This is a genomic window from Pseudomonas sp. ZT5P21, from assembly GCF_054897785.1.
Genome location: NZ_CM142705.1, coordinates 4,472,265 through 4,497,465 on the forward strand (window position 1 = coordinate 4,472,265; position 25,201 = coordinate 4,497,465).

Annotated in this window: 21 protein-coding genes and 2 pseudogenes; 13 read left to right on the plus strand and 10 right to left on the minus strand. The window is 59.5% G+C overall.

The window, feature by feature from the left end; translation table 11 throughout:
• Positions 1-114 precede the first annotated feature (114 nt).
• On the minus strand, positions 115-1,464 hold the full coding sequence (locus ACYZT9_RS20775) for a spinster family MFS transporter (RefSeq protein WP_462007200.1): 1,350 nt from the start codon (positions 1,462-1,464) through the stop codon (positions 115-117).
• A 315-nt stretch (positions 1,465-1,779) separates the two neighbouring features.
• Here ACYZT9_RS20775 and ACYZT9_RS20780 point away from each other — a divergent pair, with 315 nt between their 5' ends.
• Both ACYZT9_RS20780 and ACYZT9_RS20785 read left to right on the plus strand, forming a co-directional pair.
• Entirely contained in the window at positions 1,780-2,145 is a 366-nt protein-coding gene (locus ACYZT9_RS20780; protein WP_462007201.1) for a YkgJ family cysteine cluster protein, read from the plus strand.
• Positions 2,146-2,195: 50 nt separating this feature from the next.
• Positions 2,196-2,564: pseudogene (locus ACYZT9_RS20785) on the plus strand (EAL domain-containing protein); the annotation flags it as partial.
• Positions 2,565-2,748: 184 nt separating this feature from the next.
• Here ACYZT9_RS20785 and ACYZT9_RS20790 read toward each other — a convergent pair.
• A pseudogene (locus tag ACYZT9_RS20790) lies at positions 2,749-2,951 on the minus strand (NAD(P)-dependent oxidoreductase); the annotation flags it as partial.
• Positions 2,952-3,183: 232 nt separating this feature from the next.
• Here ACYZT9_RS20790 and ACYZT9_RS20795 point away from each other — a divergent pair.
• A complete protein-coding gene (locus ACYZT9_RS20795) occupies positions 3,184-5,379 on the plus strand; it encodes a hypothetical protein (RefSeq protein ID WP_462007202.1) in 2,196 nt (731 codons plus the stop codon).
• A gap of 316 nt (positions 5,380-5,695) precedes the next feature.
• Here ACYZT9_RS20795 and ACYZT9_RS20800 read toward each other — a convergent pair whose 3' ends face one another.
• Positions 5,696-6,001, minus strand: coding sequence for a DUF2288 domain-containing protein (locus ACYZT9_RS20800; protein WP_084321763.1), 306 nt, complete (start codon positions 5,999-6,001; stop codon positions 5,696-5,698).
• A gap of 339 nt (positions 6,002-6,340) precedes the next feature.
• On the opposite strand from ACYZT9_RS20800, the gene ACYZT9_RS20805 reads away from it, so the two are divergent.
• The 5 genes from ACYZT9_RS20805 (at position 6,341) to ACYZT9_RS20825 (ending at position 11,343) form a co-directional block, all read left to right on the plus strand.
• Positions 6,341-7,468, plus strand: a complete 1,128-nt coding sequence (locus ACYZT9_RS20805) for a branched-chain amino acid ABC transporter substrate-binding protein (protein ID WP_462007203.1) — start codon at positions 6,341-6,343, stop codon at positions 7,466-7,468.
• Between the two features lie 232 nt (positions 7,469-7,700).
• Positions 7,701-8,624, plus strand: coding sequence for a high-affinity branched-chain amino acid ABC transporter permease LivH (livH, locus tag ACYZT9_RS20810; RefSeq protein ID WP_462007204.1), 924 nt, complete (start codon positions 7,701-7,703; stop codon positions 8,622-8,624).
• Complete coding sequence (locus ACYZT9_RS20815; RefSeq protein ID WP_462007205.1) at positions 8,621-9,877, plus strand: high-affinity branched-chain amino acid ABC transporter permease LivM; 1,257 nt, start codon at positions 8,621-8,623, stop codon at positions 9,875-9,877. Before livH ends, ACYZT9_RS20815 begins: the two co-directional genes overlap by 4 nt.
• On the plus strand, positions 9,874-10,641 hold the full coding sequence (gene livG, locus ACYZT9_RS20820) for a high-affinity branched-chain amino acid ABC transporter ATP-binding protein LivG (RefSeq protein WP_462007206.1): 768 nt from the start codon (positions 9,874-9,876) through the stop codon (positions 10,639-10,641). The genes ACYZT9_RS20815 and livG overlap by 4 nt, the downstream gene beginning before the upstream one ends.
• Entirely contained in the window at positions 10,642-11,343 is a 702-nt protein-coding gene (locus tag ACYZT9_RS20825; RefSeq protein WP_462007207.1) for an ABC transporter ATP-binding protein, read from the plus strand.
• 195 nt (positions 11,344-11,538) lie between these two features.
• Here ACYZT9_RS20825 and ACYZT9_RS20830 read toward each other — a convergent pair whose 3' ends face one another.
• The gene (locus tag ACYZT9_RS20830; protein ID WP_462007208.1) at positions 11,539-12,447 is read right to left on the minus strand and encodes a LysR family transcriptional regulator; all 909 of its coding nucleotides are present in this window, start codon (positions 12,445-12,447) and stop codon (positions 11,539-11,541) included.
• A 103-nt stretch (positions 12,448-12,550) separates the two neighbouring features.
• On the opposite strand from ACYZT9_RS20830, the gene ACYZT9_RS20835 reads away from it, so the two are divergent.
• The 3 genes from ACYZT9_RS20835 (at position 12,551) to ACYZT9_RS20845 (ending at position 15,731) form a co-directional block, all read left to right on the plus strand.
• Positions 12,551-13,150 (plus strand): short chain dehydrogenase, encoded by a 600-nt coding sequence (locus ACYZT9_RS20835; protein ID WP_462007209.1) that lies wholly within the window; start codon positions 12,551-12,553, stop codon positions 13,148-13,150.
• Positions 13,151-13,368: 218 nt separating this feature from the next.
• Positions 13,369-14,022, plus strand: coding sequence for a COG3650 family protein (locus ACYZT9_RS20840; protein WP_462007210.1), 654 nt, complete (start codon positions 13,369-13,371; stop codon positions 14,020-14,022).
• A 95-nt stretch (positions 14,023-14,117) separates the two neighbouring features.
• Entirely contained in the window at positions 14,118-15,731 is a 1,614-nt protein-coding gene (locus ACYZT9_RS20845; RefSeq protein ID WP_462007211.1) for an NAD(P)/FAD-dependent oxidoreductase, read from the plus strand.
• A 131-nt stretch (positions 15,732-15,862) separates the two neighbouring features.
• Here the strand turns inward: ACYZT9_RS20845 and ACYZT9_RS20850 are convergent, their stop codons facing one another.
• Positions 15,863-16,957, minus strand: coding sequence for a PLP-dependent cysteine synthase family protein (locus ACYZT9_RS20850; RefSeq protein ID WP_462007212.1), 1,095 nt, complete (start codon positions 16,955-16,957; stop codon positions 15,863-15,865).
• Between the two features lie 238 nt (positions 16,958-17,195).
• On the opposite strand from ACYZT9_RS20850, the gene nhaA reads away from it, so the two are divergent.
• Positions 17,196-18,383, plus strand: a complete 1,188-nt coding sequence (gene nhaA, locus ACYZT9_RS20855; protein WP_462007213.1) for a Na+/H+ antiporter NhaA — start codon at positions 17,196-17,198, stop codon at positions 18,381-18,383.
• Between the two features lie 148 nt (positions 18,384-18,531).
• Here nhaA and ACYZT9_RS20860 read toward each other — a convergent pair whose 3' ends face one another.
• Positions 18,532-18,996 carry an outer membrane lipoprotein gene (locus ACYZT9_RS20860; RefSeq protein WP_017336812.1) on the minus strand — a complete coding sequence of 155 codons (465 nt, stop codon included), beginning with the start codon at positions 18,994-18,996 and terminating at the stop codon, positions 18,532-18,534.
• Between the two features lie 169 nt (positions 18,997-19,165).
• On the opposite strand from ACYZT9_RS20860, the gene ACYZT9_RS20865 reads away from it, so the two are divergent.
• Positions 19,166-19,402, plus strand: a complete 237-nt coding sequence (locus tag ACYZT9_RS20865) for a hypothetical protein (protein ID WP_462010265.1) — start codon at positions 19,166-19,168, stop codon at positions 19,400-19,402.
• A 5-nt stretch (positions 19,403-19,407) separates the two neighbouring features.
• On the opposite strand, the gene pdxH is transcribed toward ACYZT9_RS20865, so the two are convergent.
• From pdxH to ACYZT9_RS20885, 4 genes are all read right to left on the minus strand, one after another.
• Entirely contained in the window at positions 19,408-20,055 is a 648-nt protein-coding gene (gene pdxH / locus ACYZT9_RS20870) for a pyridoxamine 5'-phosphate oxidase (RefSeq protein WP_462007214.1), read from the minus strand.
• A gap of 24 nt (positions 20,056-20,079) precedes the next feature.
• A complete protein-coding gene (locus ACYZT9_RS20875) occupies positions 20,080-21,171 on the minus strand; it encodes an OmpA family protein (RefSeq protein ID WP_462007215.1) in 1,092 nt (363 codons plus the stop codon).
• A gap of 114 nt (positions 21,172-21,285) precedes the next feature.
• Positions 21,286-22,431 carry a serine hydrolase domain-containing protein gene (locus tag ACYZT9_RS20880; protein WP_462007216.1) on the minus strand — a complete coding sequence of 382 codons (1,146 nt, stop codon included), beginning with the start codon at positions 22,429-22,431 and terminating at the stop codon, positions 21,286-21,288.
• 234 nt (positions 22,432-22,665) lie between these two features.
• Positions 22,666-25,176 (minus strand): beta-galactosidase, encoded by a 2,511-nt coding sequence (locus tag ACYZT9_RS20885; protein ID WP_462007217.1) that lies wholly within the window; start codon positions 25,174-25,176, stop codon positions 22,666-22,668.
• Between the last annotated feature and the right edge of the window lie 25 nt (positions 25,177-25,201).

A 25,201-nucleotide genomic window follows, 5' to 3' on the forward strand; every position in this document is an offset into this window, starting at 1 on the left:
TGCATTCTGTAAGTCTGCTGTGATCCCGATGACGCCCGGATCGCAGCCTTCGGCAGCTCCTACGGATGTACGCGATTCAATGTAGGAGCTGCCGCAGGCTGCGATCTTTTGATCTTAAGCAGTAGCCACTGCGGCCCCAGGCTCAACCACCGTCACCAGCCCCTCTTTCATCCGCTGCGCATCCCGCACAAAACACCGCGATGCCAGAAACAAAAACACCATCGTCAAGAACAGCGCCACCGGGATCAGGTACATCGCGTCATGCAGCCCGACAGCCTTGAACGCTTCGGTCATCTGCTCGGCACCGGCCGCCAGCATGGCCGTGTGCGCAAAGTGATCGGACAGAGCGCCCACCACCACCGGCCCCAACCCACCGCCGAGCAAATACAACCCGGCAAAGAACAACGCAATGGCCGTCGCCCGCAAACGCGGTTCGACCACGTCCTGAATCGCCGTGTAAACGCAGGTGTAGAAGTTGTAGGCAAACAACCAGCCGACGCTGAACACTGCCACGAACACCCCGATTTCGACTCGCCCCGCATGCAACGCCCAAGCGGTGCACACCGAAGAGATGATCAGGCTGAAGGCCGCAAACAGCAGCCGCCCATTGGCCACGCGCTGGTGAATCTTGTCCGCGACCCAACCCCCCAAGGTCAGGCCAAACAGCCCCGTCACACCCACGATGACGCCCGTTGCCACGGCGGCCTCATGCAAGGGCATCAGGAAATAACGCTGCAACATCGGCACCATAAACGAGTTGCAGGCATAGCTGGCGAAGTTGAAACACAGCCCCGCCATTACCAGCCACAGGAATGTCGGCACCGCCAGCACTCGGCGGATCGGCCGGTCCACACGTTCCTGCGAGACCTGCACACTTTCGGCCGCACCGCGTTTCGGCTCCTTGATGAAAAACATGAAGATCGCCAGGAACAGCCCCGGCACTGCCGCGATGAAAAATGGTGCACGCCAGCTGTCGAAGGTCTTGACCATCCAGCCGATGGTGAAGAACGCCAGCAACAGTCCCAATGGCAAACCCAGCATGAAAATACCCATCGCGCGCGCACGGCGGTGGGCGGGGAACAGGTCGCCGATCAATGAATTGGCGGCGGGTGCATAACTGGCTTCACCAATGCCGATGCCCATGCGCACGATCAGGAAACTCCAGAAACTGCCCACCAGCCCGTTAACGGCGGTCAGCGCGCTCCATGTGGCCAAGCCCCAGCCCATCAATTTGGCGCGCGAGCCGGTATCGGCCATCCGCCCCAGCGGCAGCCCGGCAATCGCGTAGACGATGGTGAATGCAGTCCCGATGATCCCCAGTTGAAAATCGCTGAGGTGCCATTCCATACGGATCGGCTCGATGATGATGGCTGGAATGGTGCGGTCGAAGAAGTTGAACAGATTGGCCAGGAACAGGAGGAACAGAATGCGCCAGGCATTCGCCGCTTGGGTCGAGTTCTGCATGGGTCCGTCTCTTTTATTGTCATTGGGGCTTCACTGTCGTCGCATCCGAGCCCGGAACCTGCAATCTAGTCAGGCCCGCCAAAGCTGTCTGTAATTATTCGTAAAGCTGATATCAGCCCATGGCGAGCCCCCGCGCAATACCCGGCCCTGCGGACCGCTCAAGTCCAGTGTTTACAGGCCAAAAGCGCTATTTCTACAGCCCTGCCAGACGCAGTAAAATACTTCTCGCCCCCCCTTCCAAAGCCCGACGCGAAGCCTAGAATAGCGGCCTTGTCTGCCACACCGCCCCCCCCATCCCTCCTTTGATTATCGCCCATGTCCGAAGCCAGTCCGTGTCTGAATTGCGGTGCCTGCTGTTCTCACTTTCGTGTCTCTTTTTTCTGGGGAGAGTGCACCTCGGCGGGAGGAACGGTGCCCGACGAGCTTGTCGCGCCGATCAGCCCCAGTCGCGTGGCTATGCTCGGCACAGACTGCAAACCCACCCGTTGCATCGGGCTGGTCGGAGAAGTGGGCAGCACCGTGCAGTGTTCGATTTATGACAAGCGCTCCAGCACCTGTCGGGAATTCGACGCCTCGTGGGCCAATGGCGAGGCAAACGTGGATTGTGATGCAGCCAGGGCGGCATTCGGCCTGCCCGCCCTGCAACCCGAGTTCGAAATGCCTTTTGAGCAGATCGCCTGAGCCTTAGCGCCAAACGCTATCAAGCCAATGCCAAAATCGTTGGAGCCAATGTGCCACTTCGGCTTGAAGCGCTGGTTCGCTGGCAACATCCGGTTCACGGACTGCTGGCACCGGACCGGTTCATTGGCATCGCCGAGGCCAACGGCCTGATCGTCGAGCTGGACAATTGGGTCCTGCGCAAAGCCTGCGAAGACCTGGCCGCGTTGTCGCGCCAGGGTTGCGAGGCACTTCATATCGCCGTGAATTGCTCACCCCTGAACCTGGCACTTGAAGAGTTGGTCAATGAAATCGAACAGGCGCTGCGGGCAGCCAGGGTCGCGCCACAGCACTTGGAACTGGAAGTGACCGAGAACGCGCTGATGAACAACATCGCCGAGTTGCTGGAGTTGCTGGAGTTGCTGGAGTTGCTGGAGTTGCTGCGCCAGATTCGCACCCTCGGCGTTTCGCTGTCGATCGACGACTTCGGCAGCGGTTATTTTCCTCCCTGGCCTACCTCAAGCGCCTGCCACTCCGTGCAGGGGTACCTGCTCAGTCGTCCGGTGCCGCTGGCGGAATTGCGTCCGGTGCTGAACGAGATCAACCAGCGTAAGCACGCGCGTGCTTTCAGCCCTTTGAGTCTGGCCCGCGGTACAGCTGCACTAACGTTGACGGATCTTTTTGCAAAAAAACTGCCCCCCATGCAGGCGCATCAGTTGTGCGGCCAATCCGCTGATTGGCGTGGCCGAACCTTGTTCACGGGAAAATTTCACGGCGGTGTCGAGGTCCTTGAGCAGCGTGCGCACGCGCCACTTCACGGGTTCGAAGCGGCCCGTCAAAACCCAACGAAGGTAGGGTTGACATCGTTTGGCCTTCTTTTCGATTAAAGATCGCAAAATATTGGCCGATTTATCATGACTAAGGAAAGGATTCCCCCGAGTGATGCTCAGGCCAACCCCCTGCCGCTTGGGCCAATTACGCGCTAAAAAAGACGCGAGAACCCATCCGTGACGGTTCGACGACAGCAGTCGCCCGACCGACCAGCCCAGGTACATGGCGCCAATGACTTCCAAAAACAATCCGGCCACTGCGATATCCGATCTGACGCTGAGCCCCGCGGCGAACAGCCCCGCACCGTCGAAGCCATTGACGCCGTCGCGCCCGTTGGCGACTCAGCAATACCTGTACTTCACCGAAACCAACACGGACCGCATCCTCGATAACCTCGACGGCCTGCGCGATATGGTGTTCCCGCGTCCGCCGCACCTGGAAGGCGATAACGAACAGCACAACGATCAGGAATTCCCGTCGGTGTGCCTGATCGGCCTCGGTCGCTGCGGCTCGAACATTGCGCTGGACGTCGCGGAGCTGGTGTACAACGCCCGCAAGTTCTACCTCAACGAATTCAACAACGAAGACCGTCTGTCGCCGGACAAACGCTATGCCGAAAAGGGCTACAGCCCGGCACAGTGGATTCGCAACAACCTGCGCCTGGGCCCGAACAAGGCCACAAAGCCGGTATTTCTGGTGGAACCGCTGGTAATGCTGGGCGACCTCGACAAAGACATCGCCGGTCGCATCCGCTTCTCGCGCAAGGGCGAAAAAAGCGGCTTTCTGCGCGACTACAGCAAAATGAAAATCATGGACTTGTCAGAAGTCCACGCCGGTGGCGCCGGTAACGCGCCAATCCTCGGCCAATACCTGGCCAAGATCATCCTGAACAAGGACACCCAGCGTTTCTCCAGCCCTGACTGGAAGATGATTCACTCGTACCTGATCGACAGCTGCGGCATCAAGGCCAACCAGTCGCGCCTGTATTTCTCGATCTTCAGTGCCGGCGGCGGTACCGGCTCGGGCATGGCTTCGGAATTCGGCCTGGCCCAACAACACTCGTATATGAACAAGACGTTCGACACCAAGCCGATGGACGAGCACGACGGCAAGAGCGGTCACTCCTTCGTCTTCGAACCAATCTTCACCAGCGGCATTTGCGTACTGCCGAACATTTCCGATCACCGCAGTGAAATGTCCGAGGCGCTGCACATCAACGCCGGTCGCCTGCTGTGCAAATACCTGTCTGAAGAGTGGGACTTCTCCTACAACTTCGCCAATGAAGACAGCAGCGAAGCCAGTGTCATGGGCCGTATCCGCCCCTGGAACGCGATGATGCTGATCTCCAACGACATCATGCGTTATGCCGAAGAAAGCGATGACGGCAACATCCAGAATATTGACGTCAACGCGATGGAAAAGCACGCCAACCAGTACATCTCGCAGCAGATCTTCAACATTCTGACGGCGCAGGCGGTCACGACTGACTACGACCAGAACTATTTCCGTCGCGCCGGCATCGACATCGGCGAAACCATTCGCCTCGACGCCAACGACCTGTTCATGAGCCTGGCTGGCCCGGTAGCGATTGCCTACGCCGAATCCGTGGTGCCGGAAACACCGCCGCCGAGCAGCGACAAGTTCAAGGTGTTCGAAAAAGAGCCGCAGCGCCTGAATATCGACGACCTGTTCTTCCGCTCCATCGACCTGCCGCACTTCAACAAAGTGACCCAGGCCATCGAGGGCATCAGCCTGTTGCCGATCGAATCCAAGCGCTATCGCGCCTCGCTGGAGCAGTACAAGAATTCCGGTTATGACGCAGCCGCGTTGCACGACCTGCACTTCTTCAAGAACTGTTCGTCGGTAGTGTCGATCGTGTCGTTGCCGAAGGACTACAAACTGTCCTACATGGACCTGAACCGGTTGAAGACTCACCTCAACAGCCTGTTCCCGAATACCACGCTCAAGCGTTATGCGCTGGTGATCGGCGCGTCGGCCAACTTGTCGTTGACCACGCTGATCGCCAAGAGCCCGTGCCTGTCGGACGACTTCCTGACGCTGATCGTCGCGTTCATCAAGCGCTGCTTCGCGAAGAACCCGTACCGCTTCGACGACACGCTGGATAACTCGATCCTGGACTTCATCATCAATGAAGAGTTCGACGAAGACCTGATCGACGACTTGCTCAACGAGTTCGAAAACCCGGCGAAGATCCTCGATACCAACTGGTATGCGATCAAACCGATGTACGAGAAGAAGTACCGCGAGCTGATCAACGACAAGGACAAGTTCGTCTCGATCAATGACATTCGCCTCTCGCGCGATTGCGTGAAGAAAGCGATCAAGTACCTGCGTGAGATCTACCGTCACCGGATTGGCAAGACCAAGGTTATTTCTTTGAATAACCACACCGGCAAAAGCTTCTGATACCGGCAGTAGACCGCGTCGCGGCCAATCGCGAGCAAGCTCGCTCCCACAGGGTTAGCGGTGTGCACGAAATTCGTGTGCACCACCGTCACTGTGGGAGCGAGCTTGCTCGCGATGGCGACATCAGATTCACCGCAATTCTCAACATTCAGAAACAATTAAGCAGCCTATCGGCTGCTCAATAAACTGTGCCCGTTACGTTTACGTCACCGTTATGCCAACTCAGCCTGTGGCCTTTCTCCACGGCAACATGCCATCACGCTACTCGGCTACACACTTTTTCCGGCCAGGACGCGCACCTAAACAGGGCAGCCATTCACTTCGTCGCCCTTTCCTGGATCAGAATCCACGGCGAAACCACCACTGCCCACAGCTCCGGATCGCGCTCGAACAGGTCCAGCGCCCTCGTTTCAGACAGCTTGGCGACCTCGTCGGCGGCCAGCCAGGCAGCCACTTTCTCGCCTTCGTCCGTCGCCACAGCCTCGGCCGCCGCTATCAAATCCAGACCGGGGTCGACCCACAATAGGGCACCCTTGGCGAAGAACGGCTCCAGCTCTTTCCAAGTAATAGATGCGGTTTCACCAAGCAGCTTGGCATAGAGGGTGCTAGGTTCTTGAGTCATGGGTCCTGTCCGGAAAAGAAATCGACGTGGATGATAACGTTGGTGGTCTGACAGAAAAACCCGGATGCAATTGAGTCACCGATTGAAAACTGCAGGAAAGCCAAGGATTGCTGAGAATTCAGCTACAACCCCCGCCGCAATTCTGTCTTTTTCTTTCAAAAAAGCGACAACCCCTGATTTTGCCCCCTGGCGCCAGCTTCCCAGGCTGACAATCGGCGCTCTACACTGTACCGGTACAGTTGTCGGGGGCATTTTCCGGAGGATATTGAAGATATCTGACCCGGTTCTGCTGCTACGGCGCCAGGACTATAAAAACTACAACAGTAAGAGTGGAGCACTATGACTAAGGCTACTAAGCAGATTTCCAAACTGTTTGCCGCTATGGTTCTGGCCGGGGTTGCCAGCCATTCGTTCGCAGCTGACACCATCAAGATCGGCATCGCCGGCCCTAAGACCGGTCCTGTAGCCCAATACGGCGACATGCAGTTCAGTGGCGCCAAAATGGCCATCGAACAGATCAACGCCAAGGGCGGCGTAGACGGCAAGAAACTCGAAGCCGTTGAATACGATGACGCCTGTGATCCAAAACAAGCCGTGGCAGTCGCGAACAAGGTCGTCAACGACGGCGTCAAGTTCGTGGTCGGTCACCTGTGCTCCAGCTCCACTCAACCAGCCTCCGACATCTACGAAGATGAAGGCGTGATCATGATCACCCCGGCTGCCACCAGCCCGGACATCACCACTCGTGGTTACAAAATGGTGTTCCGCACCATCGGTCTGGACAGCGCCCAGGGCCCTGCCGCCGGTAACTACATTGCCGATCACGTAAAACCGAAAATCGTTGCTGTCCTGCACGACAAACAGCAATACGGTGAAGGCATCGCCACCGCCGTTAAACAAACCCTCGAGAAAAAAGGCACCAAGGTTGCCGTGTTCGAAGGCATCAACGCCGGCGACAAGGACTTCTCGTCGATCATCCAGAAACTCAAGCAAGCCAACGTCGACTTCGTTTACTACGGCGGCTACCACCCTGAACTGGGTCTGATCCTGCGTCAGGCGGATGAAAAGGGCCTGAAAGCCAAGTTCATGGGTCCGGAAGGCGTGGGTAACGATTCGATCTCGCAGATCGCTCAGAAGGCTTCGGAAGGTCTGCTGGTGACTCTGCCGAAATCCTTCGACCAGGATCCGGCCAACGTCGCCCTGGCTGATGCGTTCAAAGCGAAAAAAGAAGACCCGAGCGGTCCGTTCGTGTTCCCGGCCTACTCGGCTGTGACCGTGATCGCCGACGGCATCAAGACTGCCAAGTCCGAAGACACTGCCAAAGTGGCTGAAGCCATCCACAAAGGCACCTTCAAGACCCCGACTGGCGACCTGAGCTTCGACGACAAAGGCGACCTGAAGGACTTCAAATTCGTGGTTTACGAGTGGCACTTCGGCAAACCAAAAACTGAAGCTTCGCCTCAGTAAGGCCTTGCCTCACTGACTGCCAATAAAGCCCACGGCGTGCCGTGGGCTTTGTTTTACGAACGTATTGGGCCGCGCTGGCGTGATCCGCCAGTCTCCCCACCTGAAAATCTCAAAACCGTCATCAGCGGTTCGCTGGCAAACCTCGCGTTCGAAGTGGATGCAGATCCACGGGGCTCGAGCGGGAAAATGACTCCACCAGTGAAATGCGTATCAGGTTTTTAGGAGCGCTGTAATGCCTGACATCTATCACTTCCTCCAACAGCTCGTTAATGGTCTGACCATTGGCAGCACGTATGCCCTGATCGCCATCGGCTATACGATGGTTTACGGCATCATTGGAATGATCAACTTCGCCCACGGCGAGGTGTACATGATCGGCTCCTACGTGGCGTTCATCGCCATCGCCGGGCTGGCCATGCTGGGGCTCGACAGCGTTCCGCTGTTGATCACCGCCGCTTTCCTCGCGACTATCGTCGTGACCAGTGCCTATGGCTACAGCATCGAACGGATCGCCTACCGCCCCTTGCGCGGCAGCAACCGTCTGATCCCGCTGATTTCCGCCATCGGCATGTCGATCTTCCTGCAGAACACGGTTCTGCTGGCGCAAGACTCCAAGGACAAATCCATCGCCAACCTGATCCCCGGCAGCTTCACCTTCGGGCCAGGTGGTGCACATGAAGTGCTGATTTCCTACATGCAAATCGTGGTGTTCGTGGTGACCCTGGTCGCCATGCTCGGCTTGACACTGTTCATCTCACGCTCTCGCCTGGGTCGTGCCTGCCGCGCCTGTGCCGAAGACATCAAGATGGCCAACCTGCTGGGCATCAACACCAACAACATCATCGCCCTGACCTTCGTCATCGGTGCCGCACTGGCAGCCATCGCGGCCGTCTTGCTGAGCATGCAATACGGTGTGATCAACCCGAACGCCGGGTTCCTCGTCGGACTCAAGGCCTTCACCGCAGCGGTGCTTGGCGGTATCGGCAGCATCCCCGGGGCCATGCTCGGCGGGTTGGTATTAGGGGTGGCGGAAGCCTTTGGTGCCGATATCTTCGGCGACCAGTACAAGGACGTCGTGGCTTTCGGCTTGTTGGTTCTGGTTCTGTTGTTCCGGCCGACCGGCATCCTGGGCCGTCCGGAGGTTGAAAAAGTATGACTAGGAATCTTAAACAGGCACTGTTCAGTGCCTTGCTGGTGTGGGCCGTGGCCTACCCGGTACTCGGTCTGAAACTGACCATCGTCGGCATCCACCTCGAAGTGCACGGCACCAGCAACGCCACACTGATCACCATCGCGGTGTGCTCGGTGCTGATGTTCCTGCGCGTGCTGTTCGACCAGCAGATCAGCTCGGCCTGGCGTTCCTCGCCAAACATGCCATTGATCCCGGCCAAGACCAGCCACTTCCTGACCCTGCCGTCCACCCAGCGCTGGATCATCATTGCGTTGATCGTCGGCGCCCTGGTCTGGCCGTTCTTCGGTTCCCGCGGGGCGGTGGATATCGCCACCCTGGTGCTGATCTACGTGATGCTAGGCCTCGGCCTGAACATCGTGGTTGGCCTGGCCGGCCTGCTCGACCTTGGTTACGTCGGATTTTATGCCGTCGGCGCCTACAGCTATGCGCTGCTGTCGCATTACTACGGTTTGAGCTTCTGGGTCTGCCTGCCGATCGCCGGCCTGATGGCGGCCACCTTCGGCTTCCTGCTCGGCTTCCCGGTTCTGCGTTTGCGCGGTGATTACCTGGCGATCGTGACCTTGGGCTTCGGTGAAATCATCCGTCTGTTCCTGCGTAACCTGACCGACCTCACGGGCGGCCCGAACGGCATCAGCAACATTGAGAAGCCAACCTTCTTCGGCCTGACGTTCGAGCGTAAGGCTGCCGAAGGCATGCAGACGTTCCACGAATACTTCGGCCTGGCCTACAACTCCATCAACAAGGTGATTTTCCTGTACCTGGTTGCACTGTTGCTGGCCCTGGCTGCGCTGTTCGTGATCAACCGTTTGCTGCGCATGCCGATTGGCCGTGCGTGGGAAGCGTTGCGTGAAGATGAAATCGCCTGCCGTGCGCTGGGGCTCAATCCTACGGTCATCAAGTTGTCGGCCTTCACCCTGGGCGCCAGCTTCGCCGGTTTCGCCGGCAGCTTCTTCGCTGCCCGTCAGGGTCTGGTGACACCGGAGTCCTTCACCTTTATCGAGTCGGCGATCATCCTCGCCATCGTCGTATTGGGTGGCATGGGCTCGCAACTGGGCGTGATCCTCGCGGCCGTGGTGATGATCCTGTTGCCTGAAATGATGCGTGAGTTCAGTGAGTACCGCATGTTGATGTTCGGCGCCTTGATGGTGCTGATGATGATCTGGCGACCTCAAGGCCTGCTGCCCATGCAACGTCCTCACATGGAGCTGCGCAAATGAGCCGCGAGATCCTTAAAGTCGATAATTTGAGCATGCGCTTTGGCGGCTTGCTGGCGGTCAACGGCGTGGCCCTGACCGTGAAGGAAAAACAGGTCGTGGCGCTGATCGGCCCCAACGGTGCCGGCAAGACCACCGTGTTCAACTGCCTGACCGGCTTCTACAAGCCGAGTGGCGGCAGCATCCTGCTGGACGGTGAGCCTATCGAAGGCCTGCCCGGCCACAAGATTGCCCTCAAAGGCGTGGTGCGGACCTTCCAGAACGTGCGGCTGTTCAAAGACATGACCGCGGTCGAGAACCTCTTGATCGCGCAACACCGTCACCTGAACACCAACTTCCTGGCAGGTCTGTTCAAGACACCGGGGTTCCGCAAGAGCGAGCGCGAGGCGATGGAATTCGCCGAGTTCTGGCTGGACAAGGTCAACCTCACGGCGTTCGCCAATCGTCCGGCCGGCACCCTGGCCTACGGTCAGCAACGTCGTCTGGAAATCGCCCGCTGCATGATGACCCGTCCGCGGATCCTCATGCTCGACGAACCGGCCGCCGGCCTGAACCCTAAGGAAACCGAGGACCTCAAGGCGCTGATCAGCATGTTGCGCGAAGAGCACAACGTCACCGTGCTGCTGATCGAACACGACATGAAACTGGTCATGAGCATTTCCGACCACATCGTCGTGATCAACCAGGGCACGCCTCTGGCGGACGGCACGCCGGAACAGATCCGCGACAATCCTGAAGTGATCAAAGCCTACCTGGGGGAAGCGTAAATGCTGCAATTCGAAAACGTTTCCACCTTCTACGGCAAGATCCAGGCGCTGCACAGCGTCAACGTCGAAGTCCGTCAGGGCGAGATTGTGACCCTGATCGGTGCCAACGGCGCGGGCAAGTCGACCCTGCTGATGACTCTCTGCGGTTCGCCGCAAGCCCACAGCGGCAGCATCCGCTACATGGGCGAAGAGCTCGTCGGCCAAAGCTCGTCGCAGATCATGCGCAAGAGCATCGCCGTCGTGCCAGAAGGTCGTCGGGTGTTTGCACGCCTGACCGTGGAAGAAAACCTCTCCATGGGCGGTTTTTTCACCAACAAGGGTGACTATCAGGAACAGATGGACAAGGTGTTGGGGCTTTTCCCACGCCTGAAGGAGCGCTTCAATCAGCGCGGCGGCACCATGTCCGGCGGCGAACAGCAGATGCTCGCCATCGGCCGTGCGCTGATGAGCAAGCCCAAGCTGCTGCTGCTCGACGAGCCATCGTTGGGCTTGGCACCGATCATCATCCAGCAGATCTTCGACATCATCGAACAGCTGCGCAAGGATGGCGTGACGGTGTTCCTGGTGGAGCAGAACGCCAACCAGGCGCTGAAAATCGCTGACCGCGCGTACGTTCTGGAGAACGGCCGGGTGGTGATGCAAGGCACCGGCGAAGCGCTGCTGACCGACCCGAAAGTGCGCGAAGCGTACCTCGGCGGCTAAGCGTTCGCGGTAAACAAAAACGGCCTTCGGGCCGTTTTTTTTGTGCCTGTCACAACCTAAACAACGATGAAGCCCACTGTGGGAGCGAGCTTGCTCGCGATGACGGAGGGTCAGTCGAAATGAATGTTGACTGTCACAACGCTATCGCGAGCAAGCTCGCTCCCACAGGGTTTTGTGTTATGTCGGACATTGTCGTTAAAGCCGATCCAACGCCTCCCCACTGCGCTTGAACCAGCCAATCAAATAATCCGCCAGCACCTGCGTACGCTTGGGCAAGCCACCCTGGTACGGATGCACCAGGTACATCGGCATGCGACGCGTCTGATAGTCGCGCAGGAGCCAGCGTAATCGCCCGTCAGCCAACTCCGTTTGCAGCAGATAGGACGGCAGACGCGCAACGCCGGCGCTGGCCAGTGCCGCTTTCTTCAACAAGCTGTAATGGTTACTGGCGAACGGTCCAGACACGCGAACCCGCAGCAACTCATGTAGTTGGTGATACAGCCATTCTTCGCGGCCGCTGTAGTGACTGTTGAGTAAACAACGGTGCTCCGCGAGGTCGTGCGGCGTCAGCGGCTCGCCGTACTGCTCAAGGTAAGCCGGGCTGGCGCAGGTCAGTTCGTGCCAAGCCAGCAGCGGTCGGGCGACCAGACGTTCGTCATTACCGACCTCTGAACGAACCGCCAGATCAAACCCGTCGCGAGACAGATCACGGAAGCTGTTACTGAGGTCGAGCTCAATCTGCACATCGGGGTACTTGTGGGAAAACTCCAGCAACAAGCCATCGAAGAAGGTTTCTCCCAGGGATACCGGAACCGTCATACGCACCGGGCCGGCCATGTCGTCCTTCAACCGCGCCAATGCCTGACGCGCCCTTTCCACTTGCGCCACCAGGGCCTGGGCTTGCGGCAACAGCGCCGCCCCCGCCGCTGTCAGGCTCAAGCGGCGCGTGGTGCGTTGCAGCAAAACCACGGAAAACCGCGTCTCGAGCAGGCTGATGCGCTTGGACAGCTGCCCTTTGCTGCAACCCAGTTGCTGCGCCGCCAAGGTAAAACTGCCCGCTTCGATCAATACCGCAAACGCCGCCAGATCATCCATCTCGCTCATTGATTGTTTCCATTTGAAAACCAAAGGTTGCCTATTAGCGCGCTTATCCGCAGAAAAAACCACTCTAGACTGAAGCCACTTTCAACACACAAGGATCAACAGCATGAAAGTTCTTTTGATTGGCGCAGGCGGCACCATCGGTTCAGCGATCGACAAGGAATTGTCCGAGCGTCACGAGATCATTCGCATCGGTCGCAACAGCGGCGATTTGCAGGTGGATATCAGCGACAGCGCTTCGATTCGCCAACTGTTCGAACAGACCGGCAAGTTCGACGCGCTGGTCTGCGCCGCCGGCAACGTGACCTTTGCACCGCTGGGCGAAATGACCGAAGACAGTTTCGCCCTGGGCCTGAAAGACAAGCTGATGGGTCAGGTCAATCTGCTGTTGATCGGTCGCGAATTTGCCAACGATGGTGCCTCGTTCACCTTCACCACCGGCGTGCTCAGCCACGATCCGATTCGCAGTGGTGCCTCGGCAGCGCTGGTCAACGGCGCCCTCGACAGCTTCGTGCGCGCCGCCGCGATTGAACTGCCGCGCGGCTTGCGGGTGAACTCGGTGAGCCCCACGGTATTGCTTGAAGCCATGGGCAAATACGCGCCGTACTTTCGCGGCTACAAACCGGTTCTGGCAGCCGATGTGGCATTGGCCTACGCCAAAAGCGTGGAAGGCCTGCAAACAGGTCAGACCTTTCACGTCGGCTAACACACCACAATCCCTGTAGGAGCAGCCGGTCGACGCTCGATTGCTCGCGATGGACGTTAACGATGAAGAGGGCAGTCTGGATAAACGCGGGGCCTTGAAGTCTTTCGCGAGCAAGCTCGCTCCTACAGGTTGTTCGACGTGGACAAATCAAAAGTCGGCGGGGTTGTGATGAACGGTCAGGCTAAGTAACGTGGCGGCACTTGTCTGGAGAGCCAAAGATGCGTGTCGCCCGTTCCTTAATCCTTGTTGCCCTGTTTCCGCTGTTCGCCGCCTGCCAGTTGCTCGATGGCCCGCGTGAAAATGCTTCCCACGTGGGCGAGACCCGAATGCAGGGTCAACTGACAGCGGCCGATGGCAAGCTGATGTTCCAGCCATGCAATGAGCAGCGCAGTTACGTGGTCAACGACACTGGCGGCACCAGCGTCCTGCAAGAGGCCGCTACCCTCGCCGATGCTCAGGGCAAGCTGTTCGCTGATGTGCGCGGAAAGATCACCGACAGCCGCCTCGATCTGGCGCAGCTGTACCGCGTCGAGCGCTCGGGCACCGCGTGCGACGACCCGAACTTCAAATTGCTGATCCTGCGCGCCGCCGGTCACGGGCCGGAGTGGAACGTCAAAGTCAGCGGCAAAGGCCTGGTCATCGACCGCGCCGGCCAACAGCCCCTGGCCGTCCCTTATGTTGAAGAACAACTGGGTGATGGCCGCTTCAACCTCAGCACCGAAGCCAACAACCAGCACATCGAGCTGTGGGTCGCGCCGCAACGTTGCGTCGATAGCAGCACCGGCAGCGTTCAGCACATGAGCGCCGAATTGCGCATCAATGGCCAGGTCCAGCGTGGCTGCGGGTATTTCGGCGGATCGCGCGACGACTGATCGTTTAAGCCTCACGGGAATTATTCTTTGAGGCTTATAATCGCGGCCTTCAAACGCCCTGGCGCAGTTGTGCGCCCCGCGAACCGGATCCTGTCATGTTACGAATCACTGAACTCAAGCTGCCGATCGACCATCCCGAAGAAGACCTGCGCCCTGCCATCGTGCAGCGCCTGGGCATCGCCAGTGATGACCTGCTCGATTTCACCTTGTTCAAGCGCAGCTACGATGCGCGCAAAAAGTCCTCCGAACTGTGCTTCATCTACACCATCGACCTCACCGCCAGGGATGAGGCCGCGCTGCTGCACACGTTCGCCAATGACCGTAACGTCAACGAAGCGCCGGATGTCAGCTACAAAGTGGTCGGCCAGGCGCCGGCCGATCTCGAGCAACGCCCGGTCGTGGTCGGTTTCGGACCGTGCGGGATTTTCGCCGGGCTGTTGCTGGCGCAGATGGGCTTCAAGCCGATCATCCTCGAGCGCGGCACCGAAGTGCGCCAGCGCACCAAGGACACCTGGGGCCTGTGGCGTAAAAGCGTGCTCAACCCCGAGTCCAACGTGCAATTTGGTGAAGGCGGCGCGGGGACCTTCTCCGACGGCAAGCTCTACAGCCAGATCAAGGACCCGAAATTCATCGGTCGCAAAGTCCTGCATGAATTCGTCAAAGCCGGCGCGCCCGAAGAAATCCTCTACGTCAGCAAACCGCACATCGGTACGTTCCGTCTGACCGGCGTGGTGGAAAACATGCGTGAGCAGATTCGCGCAATGGGCGGCGAAGTTCGCTTCCAGCAGCGCGTCACCGACGTGTTGATCGAGGACGGCCAACTGGTCGGCGTCGAGCTCAACGGCGGCGAACAGATCCATTCGAAACACGTGATTCTGGCCCTCGGCCACAGCGCCCGCGACACGTTCCGCATGCTTCACAGCCGTGGTGTGTTCATGGAAGCCAAGCCGTTCTCGGTGGGCTTTCGCATCGAGCACCCGCAGTCGCTGATCGACCGCGCGCGCCTCGGGAAATACGCCGGCCACCCGAAACTCGGGGCGGCCGATTACAAGCTGGTGCACCACGCCAAGAATGGCCGTTCGGTCTACAGCTTCTGCATGTGCCCGGGCGGTACCGTGGTGGCGGCGACCTCCGAGCCGAATCGCGTCGTCACCAACGGCATGAGTCAATACTCGCGTAACGAACGCAATGCCAACTCCGGAATCGTCGTCGGGATCACTCCGGAAGTAGATTATCCGGGCGGCCCGCTGGCCGGTATCGAGTTGCAGGAACGCCTGGAATCCCACGCCTTTGTGCTGGGTGGCAGCAATTATGAAGCGCCGGCGCAACTGGTTGGCGACTTCATCGCGGGCAAGCCTTCCACTGAATTGGGCAGCGTTGAACCATCCTACAAGCCCGGTGTTGCCCTGGGTGATTTGGCGCTGGCCTTGCCGGCGTTCGCCATTGAAGCGATTCGTGAAGCGTTGCCGGCGTTCGAGAAGCAGATTCGTGGTTACTCGCTGCATGACGCGGTGTTGACCGGGATCGAAACACGTACGTCATCGCCGCTGCGGATTACCCGAAACGAGTCGATGCAGAGCTTGAACGTGAAGGGCTTGTTCCCGGCGGGTGAAGGCGCGGGTTATGCGGGCGGGATTTTGTCGGCGGGTGTGGACGGGATTCGCATCGCCGAAGCCGTGGCTCGCGATATCCTGGGCCTCGAAGCCTGACACACAATCACTGGAAATAAAAAACTGTGGGAGCGAGCTTGCTCGCGATAGCGGCAGACCAGTCAACACAAGTGTTGAATTTGAATCTGTCATCGCGAGCAAGCTCGCTCCCACATTTGCTCTGTGGTGAGTCAGATATTGGCGCGCAACACGGTCGCCGGCAACGGCTCCCCGCGCTCGACACTCGCCGCCACCGCATCCATCAAACCACCCAACTCATACCCCTGAACCTTGAGCCAATCCTGATCGTAATAACTGGTCTCATAACGCTCGCCGCCATCGCACAGAATCGCCACGATCGACCCCGATTCCCCCGCCACCACCATCTGCTGGGCCGCCATCAAGGCGCCGATCAGGTTAGTTCCGCTCGACCCACCCACGCGCCGTCCCAAACGCTGCGCCAGGTAATGCATGGCCGCCAGTGAAAGATCGTCCGGCACCTTGACCATCGCATCGATCACCTTCGGCAAAAACGACGCCTCGACCCGTGGCCGCCCGATGCCTTCGATCCGCGAACCGTGATCCAGGCGCAGGCTGGCATCGCCGGTCAGGTAGTAATCGAAAAACACCGAACGCTCGGCATCGGCGCACAGCACGCGGGTGCAATGCTGGCGATAACGCACATAACGCCCGAGGGTTGCTGTGGTGCCGCCGGTGCCGGGGCTGGAAATCAGCCAGCTCGGCTCGGGGTGCTGCTCGAAGCGCATCTGGTGGAAAATCGATTCGGCGATGTTATTGTTCGCCCGCCAGTCCGTCGCGCGTTCGGCGTAGGTGAATTGGTCGATGAAGTGCCCGTCGTGCTCGCGCGCCACACGCTCGGACTCGGCGTAGATCTGCGTCGGATCGTCCACCAGATGGCTCTTGCCACCGTAGAAAGCGATCTGCGCGATTTTTTCTTTAGAGGTGGTCGCCGGCATCACCGCAATAAACTGCAATCCCAGCAAACGGGCAAAGTACGCCTCGGAAATCGCCGTCGAACCGCTGGACGCTTCGATCACTGGCGCACCAGGTTTGAGCCAGCCATTACACAACGCATACAGGAACAACGAGCGGGCCAGACGATGTTTCAGGCTGCCGGTGGGATGGCTTGACTCATCCTTGAAATACAACTCGATACCCGGAAAACCCGGCAGGGGTAACGGGATGAGATGGGTGTCGGCGCTGCGCTGGAAATCGGCTTCGATGATGCGGATGGCTTCCCGGGCCCACTGTCGATTGTCGCTCATGGTGATTTCTCGTTAAGTCGGCCTTGTCGCAAGGCTCAGTTCTCAAGCTTAGGAAAAATCCGACATCCCGCACAGATACAGCTGAGCTTCAATACGTCCGGCAACTGCTAGGCTCTGGTCCGTGTCGACTTTTAGCGCGGTAACGGCATATAACAAAAAAGAATATAACTTTTGTTTTAACAACTAACGGTACGGGTTAGGGTGTGCCACCTTTTTGATTATTCGATGGAGAGCGACCTTGCCTCTGCGTAGCACTTTCACGCGTTTCTTTCAGTTGGAAGCTGCCAGCGGTCTGTTGTTGATCGCCGCTGCAGCCCTGGCCCTGATCATTAACAACTCATCGTTGTCGTGGCTCTACACCAGTTTTCTGGACACCCCGGTTGTGGCCCAGATCGGTGCACTGCAAATAGCCAAACCGGCGCTCCTGTGGATCAACGACGGCCTGATGGCCCTGTTCTTCCTGCTGATAGGGCTGGAAGTGAAGCGTGAAGTCCTCGACGGTCAGCTATCGAAACCTTCGCAGATCGTCCTGCCCGGCGCTGCGGCGATTGGCGGCATGGTCGTACCGGCTTTGGTTTATTGGTTTTTCAACCGCGATAATCCCGCCGCGCTTGCTGGCTGGGCCATCCCGATGGCCACCGACATCGCCTTCGCCCTCGGCGTCCTCGCACTGCTGGGCAAACGCGTGCCAGTGTCGCTTAAGCTGTTCCTGATGACCCTGGCGATCATCGACGACCTCGGTGCGATCATCGTCATCGCAATGTTCTATTCCGGCACCCTGTCGACTTTGTCATTGGCACTGGCTGCGTCCTGCATCGTGGCGTTGATCGCGATGAACCGGCTCGGCGTGGTCAAGCTCGGGCCGTACATGATCATCGGTTTGATCCTGTGGGTGTGCGTGCTCAAAAGCGGCGTCCACGCGACACTGGCCGGCGTAACCCTGGCCTTCTGCATCCCGCTGCGCACGAAAAACGCCGAGCCTTCGCCGCTGCTGACGCTGGAACACGCCCTGCATCCGTGGGTGGCCTACGGCATCCTGCCGCTGTTCGCCTTTGCCAACGCCGGCCTGTCCCTGAGTGGCGTCACCGTCGAAAGCTTCACCCATCACGTGCCCATGGGCATCGCGGTCGGCCTGCTGCTGGGCAAGACCCTCGGCGTGTTCGGCCTGACCTGGTTGGCGGTAAAAATCGGCATCGCCACCCTTCCCCAAGGCGCCAATTGGGGCCAGGTGCTGGGCGTGGCGATCCTCTGCGGGATCGGCTTCACCATGAGCTTATTTGTCGGTTCACTGGCGTTTGTGCCGGGCGCCAGTGAGTACGCCGGGATGGATCGGATGGGAATTTTGACCGGGTCTATTTTGGCGGCGTTGATTGGTTATGCGGTGACGGCGGTGGCGAGTCGCAAGAGTGCTGCACTGCCAACCTGATCATCAGAGACAACTCCTTGCGTCATTCGAGATGCGTACATAAGCAGCCGTTACCGCAGAAACGGATCTGGCCCCGATCCAAGACTCCCCTTCAAAAAAAACCCCGACCAGCTCACGCTGATCGGGGTTTTCTTTCACCCGCTTCGGCTTAGTGCGAAACGCGGCTCGTCCCATCTACGGTAGCAATCCGCACCCGCTCACCCACACGGAACACTTCATTCTCCTGAACCTGCTGCACATAGGCACGCATGCTGCCGTCATCTTCGCGAACAGTGATCTCCACGCCCTGGGCGCGGGTCAGGCCTTCTTCAGTGGCCGAACCGATCAGCCCGCCAGCAACGGCGCCGATGACCGCCGCCACGATACTGCCGCGACCGCCGCCGATGGCGCTGCCGCCCACACCGCCCACTGCCGCACCGGCGAGGCCGCCGATCGGAGTCTTGGTGCCTTCGATTTTTACCGGACGCAGGGATTCGATGGTACCCATACGAACGGTCTGCACACGACGCGCTTCGTCACGGGAGTAGGAGTCACCGGTCAAGCTCGATTGGCAGCCAGTGAGCAACATCGCCATCGTGGAAAAGGAAGCAACCAGCAGAACAGACTTACGCATAGCATCAACTCCAAAGGACAGGCATTCATTAAACTCCGCAGCTTGACGCCTGTCACGACGTAGCCCGAATAAATTTGCTTTGATTCAGGCCCGGTACAGGCCCTTCCACGAACTCAGCACACAGTAGCGGCAAATGGCAGAAGCTATGCCGCTGATCCAGGAACTCGTCATGGATTACTTCATCATTGTCGTCACCACTGTCGCCGGTCTGTACTTCCACGGGTGGTTGTACGTACGGATCAAACGCTGGATGGACCGCGACCTGGCGTTAGCCCTGGCTGCTAACGACGAGCATAAGAAAGTCTTCATGCTCCAGCAGCTGGCGAACGCTCAAGCGCAGAAGATCAAGCGTCGGGACCTGCCTCAGTGGCTGAAGGCCGCTGCAGCAGGCTATCCCGATCGGTAGACTGTTCAGGGTGCCAGACGTTCAAGAATCCAGTCGGCGCCCTGGGAGCGATAGTTGAGGCGATCGTGCAGACGGCTCGAACGGCCTTGCCAGAATTCGATACGCTCTGGCAGCAGGCGATAACCGCCCCAGTGCTCGGGGCAATGAGGCTGTGTATCGCTGAAACGTTGCTCGGTGTTCTTGAGCAGCGCTTCCAGTTCGGCGCGATCGGCAATCACGCGGCTCTGCGGTGAAGCCCAGGCGCCGAGACGGCTGCCCAGTGGCCGGACCTGAAAATAGGCATCGGACTCTTCAGGCGTGACCTTCACCACCCGACCTTCGATGCGCACCTGGCGCTCTAGGGCCGGCCAGAAAAAGGTCATGGCTGCGAACGGGTTCGCGGCCAGGTGCTGACCTTTGGCACTGTCGTAGTTGGTGAAGAACGTGAAGCCGTGGTCGTCCAGGCCCTTGAGCAGCAGAATGCGGCAATGCGGCCGACCATCGTTGTCGACGGTGGCCAGGGTCATGGCGTTGGCTTCCACCGGCGACTGCTCGGTTTTCACCGCGTCAGCGAACCACTGATGGAACAGCGCGAACGGCTCGGCCGGGGCTTGTGCCTCGGTCAGGCCATCTCGGGTGTAGTCGCGACGCATATCAGCCAGGCCCTGGGTCATGGCGCATTCCTTTTGGTTAACGAATCACTTTTTCACAGCATCGGTAGCAACGACTTTCTTGTCAGCTGCTGCGGCTTTGGCCGGCGCGGTTTTCTTGGCCGGCGTCGCAGTTTTGGCCGGTGCCTTCTTGGCGGCGGCTTTCTTGGCCGGTGCTTTTTTCGTGGCAGGTACAGCGGCTTTCTTCGCGGCAGGTGCCGGAGTAACCGGTTTGACCACTGGCTTGACGTCCTGGGCCGCGACCATTTTCACCGGCGCCGGGGCTGGCATGTTGTACTTGCTCAGTAGCGCGACCATGGTGTTTTGCGGGGTCACCAGCAGTTCAACGCGACGGTTCAAGGCACGGCCTTCAACGCTGTCGTTGGCTGCACGCGGGGCTTCGCCGCCCATACCGCGCAACATCAGGCGATCACGTTGCAGACCGCTCAGGCGGAAGATCGCGGCCACGGCTTGTGCTCGTTCCTGACTCAGCTTCACGTTGGCCGGTGCAGCGCCCGAAGAATCGCTGTGACCCAGTACCAGCACGGCCGTTTTCGGATCGACTTCGAGGATTTTCGCTACGCGAGTGAACGGGCCAAGCGTCACTGGCAGCAGCATGGCTGGACGGTCAGGGTTGAATGAGCTTTCCACCGGCGCGGTGACGACCAGAACGTTTTCACGACGCTCGAGTTGCAGATTGCTGTCCTTGATCGCCGCACGCAGGCGCGGTTCGTAATCGTCGAGCCAGGCCTGGGTGACTTTAGGGTCGGGCATCGGAACGACCTTGGCCGTGCTCTGCTCCTTGCCGCCGAACGGCCACCACCATTTGCCACCCGCGTCCGCCTCAGCCTTGGCCACTTCCACCGGTTTGGCTTCAGGCTTCGCCTCGGGTTTCTTGTCCGCAACGTCGTCAGAACCGAACGGCCAGTACCAAGGGCTGGAGCTTTCAGCCTTGGTAACCGGAGCGGTAGCCGCAGGTTTCACAGGAGCTGGAGCCGGAGCCGGCTCTTTCGCCGCGACTTTGTCTGAAGAGCCAAACGGCCACCAGCTGCCGCCATCTGAATCATTTTGTGGATTCTGCGCACAACCGGTGATAGCGACACACAGGGCCAAAGCGAGGGTGGTTTTATTAAATGACATTGGATATCCACAAATATGAAATCAGAAAAAATCAGGCCGGCATGACCCGGTTAAACAGACACTTGGAAAACATAAAGGCCTACGGGTTCCGGCCCTGGAACCCGTGAGCGCGTTTTACAGACAAGTGGCCAGTACCCGCGCTAGCTTTTGCGCGCGCGGATCCATCAAGACGTAAGGCCCCAGTGTATTTGTCACAAAACCGAAGGCGACATCGTGCTCCGGGTCAGCAAAACCGATGGAACCGCCGGCGCCCGGGTGGCCGAAAGCACGAGGGCCGAGGCCGTAAGTGGCGTTAGGGACGTCCGGTTGATCGAGCATGCAACCCAGGCCGAAACGGGTCCGGGTCAGTAACGTCTTGTCTTCGCCGAGGCTGTGTTCGCGGGTCAGCTCGTCGAGCATCTCGCTTTCCAGCAGGCTGCCGTCGAGCAGTCCGGCGTAGAAACCGGCCAGGCTGCGGGCATTGCCGTGGCCATTGGCCGCCGGTTGCTGCATGCGCCGCCACTCGGGTTTGTTGGTGCTGGTGAGGACCGACGGCGGGTTGGTGAACGCTCTCGTGGTCATGGCCGTCGGTTCGCGCATCGTCACTTGCAGCAAGCGCTGGGCAGCGGCATCGCCGACATTGCCCTTGCCACGGGCGATGTGCGCCACGCGATGGAACTCTTCATTCGCCAGACCGACATGGAAATCCAGCCCCAACGGTTTGGCGACGCGGGCCACGATGGACTCGCCCGGCCCACGACCGTCGACCCGCCGCAGCAACTCCCCGACCAGCCAGCCGTAGGTGATCGCGGCATAACCATGAGCGGTGCCCGGCGTCCACCACGGCGACTCGGCGGCCAGAGCATCGACCATGGCCTGCCAATCGTAAAGCGCTTCAGGGGCCAGCAACTCGCGCAGCGCCGGCAGACCGGCCTGATGGCAGAGTAACTGGCGCAAGGTCACGGATTCCTTGCCGGCGGCAGCGAATTCGGGCCAGTAGCGGGCAACGGGGGCGTCCAGTTGCAGCTTGCCTTCAGCGACCAGTTGCAGGGCGGTGACGGCGGTGAAGGTCTTGGTGCAGGAGAACAGGTTGGCGATGGTGTCGCTGTGCCAAGCCTCAAGGCCATCCTTGTCAGCGGTGCCGGACCAGAGGTCGACAACGGTTTCGCCACCGACCTGGATGCACAACGCTGCGCCACGTTCCTGGGGATCGTCGAACAATGCGGCAAACGCCTCACGCACCGCTTCGAACCTGAGTTCGTAATGACCCTGAATCTGCACCCGCTACTCCCTTGGACAAAGCTCTACAAAGTGGCCCGCATTGTTCCAGCCATTGAAGGTTTTGGGAACAGGGGCAGGCTGGGCGGTCGATTGCCCCTGAATCAATATGAAATTTATGGTGTCTTTGCGGACGCCTTCGCGAGCAAGCCCGCTCCCACATTGGATCTCGATCACACCGAAAATCCACTGTGGGAGCGGGCTTGCTCGCGAAGAACGATGACGCGGGTTCAGGCCTTAATGACCATTGCCCGAATGCCCACCCGCATGACCTGCACCCTGCCCCGTGCCTTTGCCGGCTTCGCCTTTCCTGCCACCCTCGGCATCGTGACTGGCCTTATCCGCTTCAGCCTTGGCCTTCTCAGCCTCTTTACCTAGCTGATTTACGATCGCCAGGTTGCTCTTGCGCACGCTGTCGACGAAACCCTGGAACGGCAAATCGGTAATGCCCACCAGGCCAAAGTGACCGTTCTCACCGTCCAGCAGGCGACCGGTTACTGGCTGATCGAGGTATTGAAACCAGTGCACGCCCACGATCGACGGCTCGCTCAGCGCCTGTTTCAGGAAGTTGGCGTAGGCCGGACCACGGTCTTCTTCCCCGGCCAGTTGCGTTACGCCGCCCCAAAACGGGCCCCGATCGGCCGAGCCGAAGTTGAACTCAGTGATCAGCACCGGCTTATCCAGGCTGCGCAGTTTGGCGAAGTCGTAACCGTCCTGCGGTCGCTGGGTGTACATGTTGAAACTCAACACGTCGCAATACTGCGCGCAGGACTCCACGGCTTCCGGAGTGCTGATGGCAAAGCGACCGCCCAGCATCAGTTGATTCGGCGCGTGCCACTTGAGCGAGTCGGAAATGGTTTTGAAGTAAGTGTCGGCGAACACTTTCTGGAAGTATTTGAAGTCGGCTTCGATTTCCGGGTGTTCGGCGCTTGGCAGCGGCGGCACGAAGCCCGGGTCTTCCATCAATTCCCAGGCCGGCAAGTCGATGCCCCAGGCTTTGGACAGGCCCGCCTGATTGCGGTATTTGTCGCGCAATTGCTTGAGGAACGCGCGTTTGGCCGGCACGTCGGTGGTCATTTTCAAGGTTCCGTAGGCCAGCGCGTAGCGGGCTTTCGGGTCATCGCCGGGACCGGCCCAGGCCAGTTCGTTATCGGCGAAGTATCCGATCAGCCATGGGTCGTCGCGGTGATCGCGAGCGGCGATGGCCACGGCACGTTCGGTGGCCATGGCAAAACGCGGGTCGAACGGATCGGGCATGCCGCCCCACCAGTCGGTGCCGGTGCTGATGCTGGCGTAATCGCCGACGATCGACAGTGGCAAGGTGTAAGGCACGCGATCAGCATTGGCCAGCGCCGGGGCGCTCCAGTTGCCGACGGTGTTGAAACCCCAGGCTTGCAGGCGATCCAGTGCGTGGCTGGCCCAGCGTTGTTCATCAATCACCGCAGTGCAGGGCTCGGCGGGTTTCTGCTCAGCCGCTTTCGCGACGGTCGCTTCCGCTGCACCAGTCCTGGCGGCTTCGGCAACACCGGCTTCGGCCGTGGAAGGAACGACGGGTTGCTCAGCAGCCTTTTCGATCGTCGCCCCAACCGCTTCGGTCTTGGCCGCTTCTGCGACACCGGCCTTGGTGTCGCTGCCCGGTGCGCAAGGGGCGCCATACAAACGCTGCAGGTTGGCGCCATAGAAGTCATACCAGCGACCGGCGTTATAGCCGCGGCCCCGATCAACGCCATTGCCGCCACGGTTGTCCCCTTCGCCAAAGTGGCTGGCCAGCGGTTCATCGGGCTTTGGCAGCGATTCGAACATCCACTCGCGGCCGGCGATGTAGGTCTGGTTGACGTTCGGTGTGACGGTGTTGACCCCAAGCGAATAGAACGGATGGCCTTCTGGCGTCACCAGGTACCAGCGACCGTCACGTTTCTCGGTGCGGAAAAAGCCGCTGGCCTTGAACGCCGAGCCTTTGTTCCAGCCACCGAACTGGTCCAGCGACGACTTCTCACGCTCGGCCAGCCAGGTTTTGGTTTGTTGCTGTTCCTTGGCGGCGGCGCTTTTCAGTTGCTCGTCGCTGCTGACCTTCTCCGGCCATTTGGCCCGGGTCGATTGACCGAAAGCGTCCACCAGACCGCCATAAACGGCCTGAGTCACGGCCTCGCCATCCTGAACGCCAAAGCGTTCCAGCAGGATGCTCTGGGCGACTTTCGGCTGATCCATCGACAAGGTCACCGATACCACCTGGCTGCGATTCAGTTCACCGGCGCTGCTGGCCAGCAGGATGCGTTGTCCGTCGACGGTCATCGGCATCGGCGGGCCGGCCTTCATGCCCAGGCCCAGCGGCGAAGTCGCGACCAATGGCACCAGCAGCGTTTGCGCAGGGCCGGCGGGCAGGTCGACGCGACTGATCAGCGTCTTGCCATCGTTGCTCTGGATTTTCACGTAAAGGGTCACGGCCCAGTTCATTGCACTCTGGATCCGCAGGCTCATCACACCCGATTGCGACCAATCCCAGGCGCCGGTCTGCGGGGTTAAACGCAGGGCTGGCTCGGCCACAGGGTTGAACGTCACCCGGCGCAGCACTTCGCCTTCGGCCGTTTGTTCTGCATTGGATTGCGGCAGGCTGGCGTCCTGAGTCGCCACCTGGACCACGTCGGCGGGGCGCACAAAGTTGAACAGCGTCTGCTGGCCCGCGGGAGCGGCCAACAAAGGCGTTGCGAAAAACAGGGCAAAAACAGCAGGCAACGAACGGCGAATCATGAGAACGAAAATCTCCCTAACGACC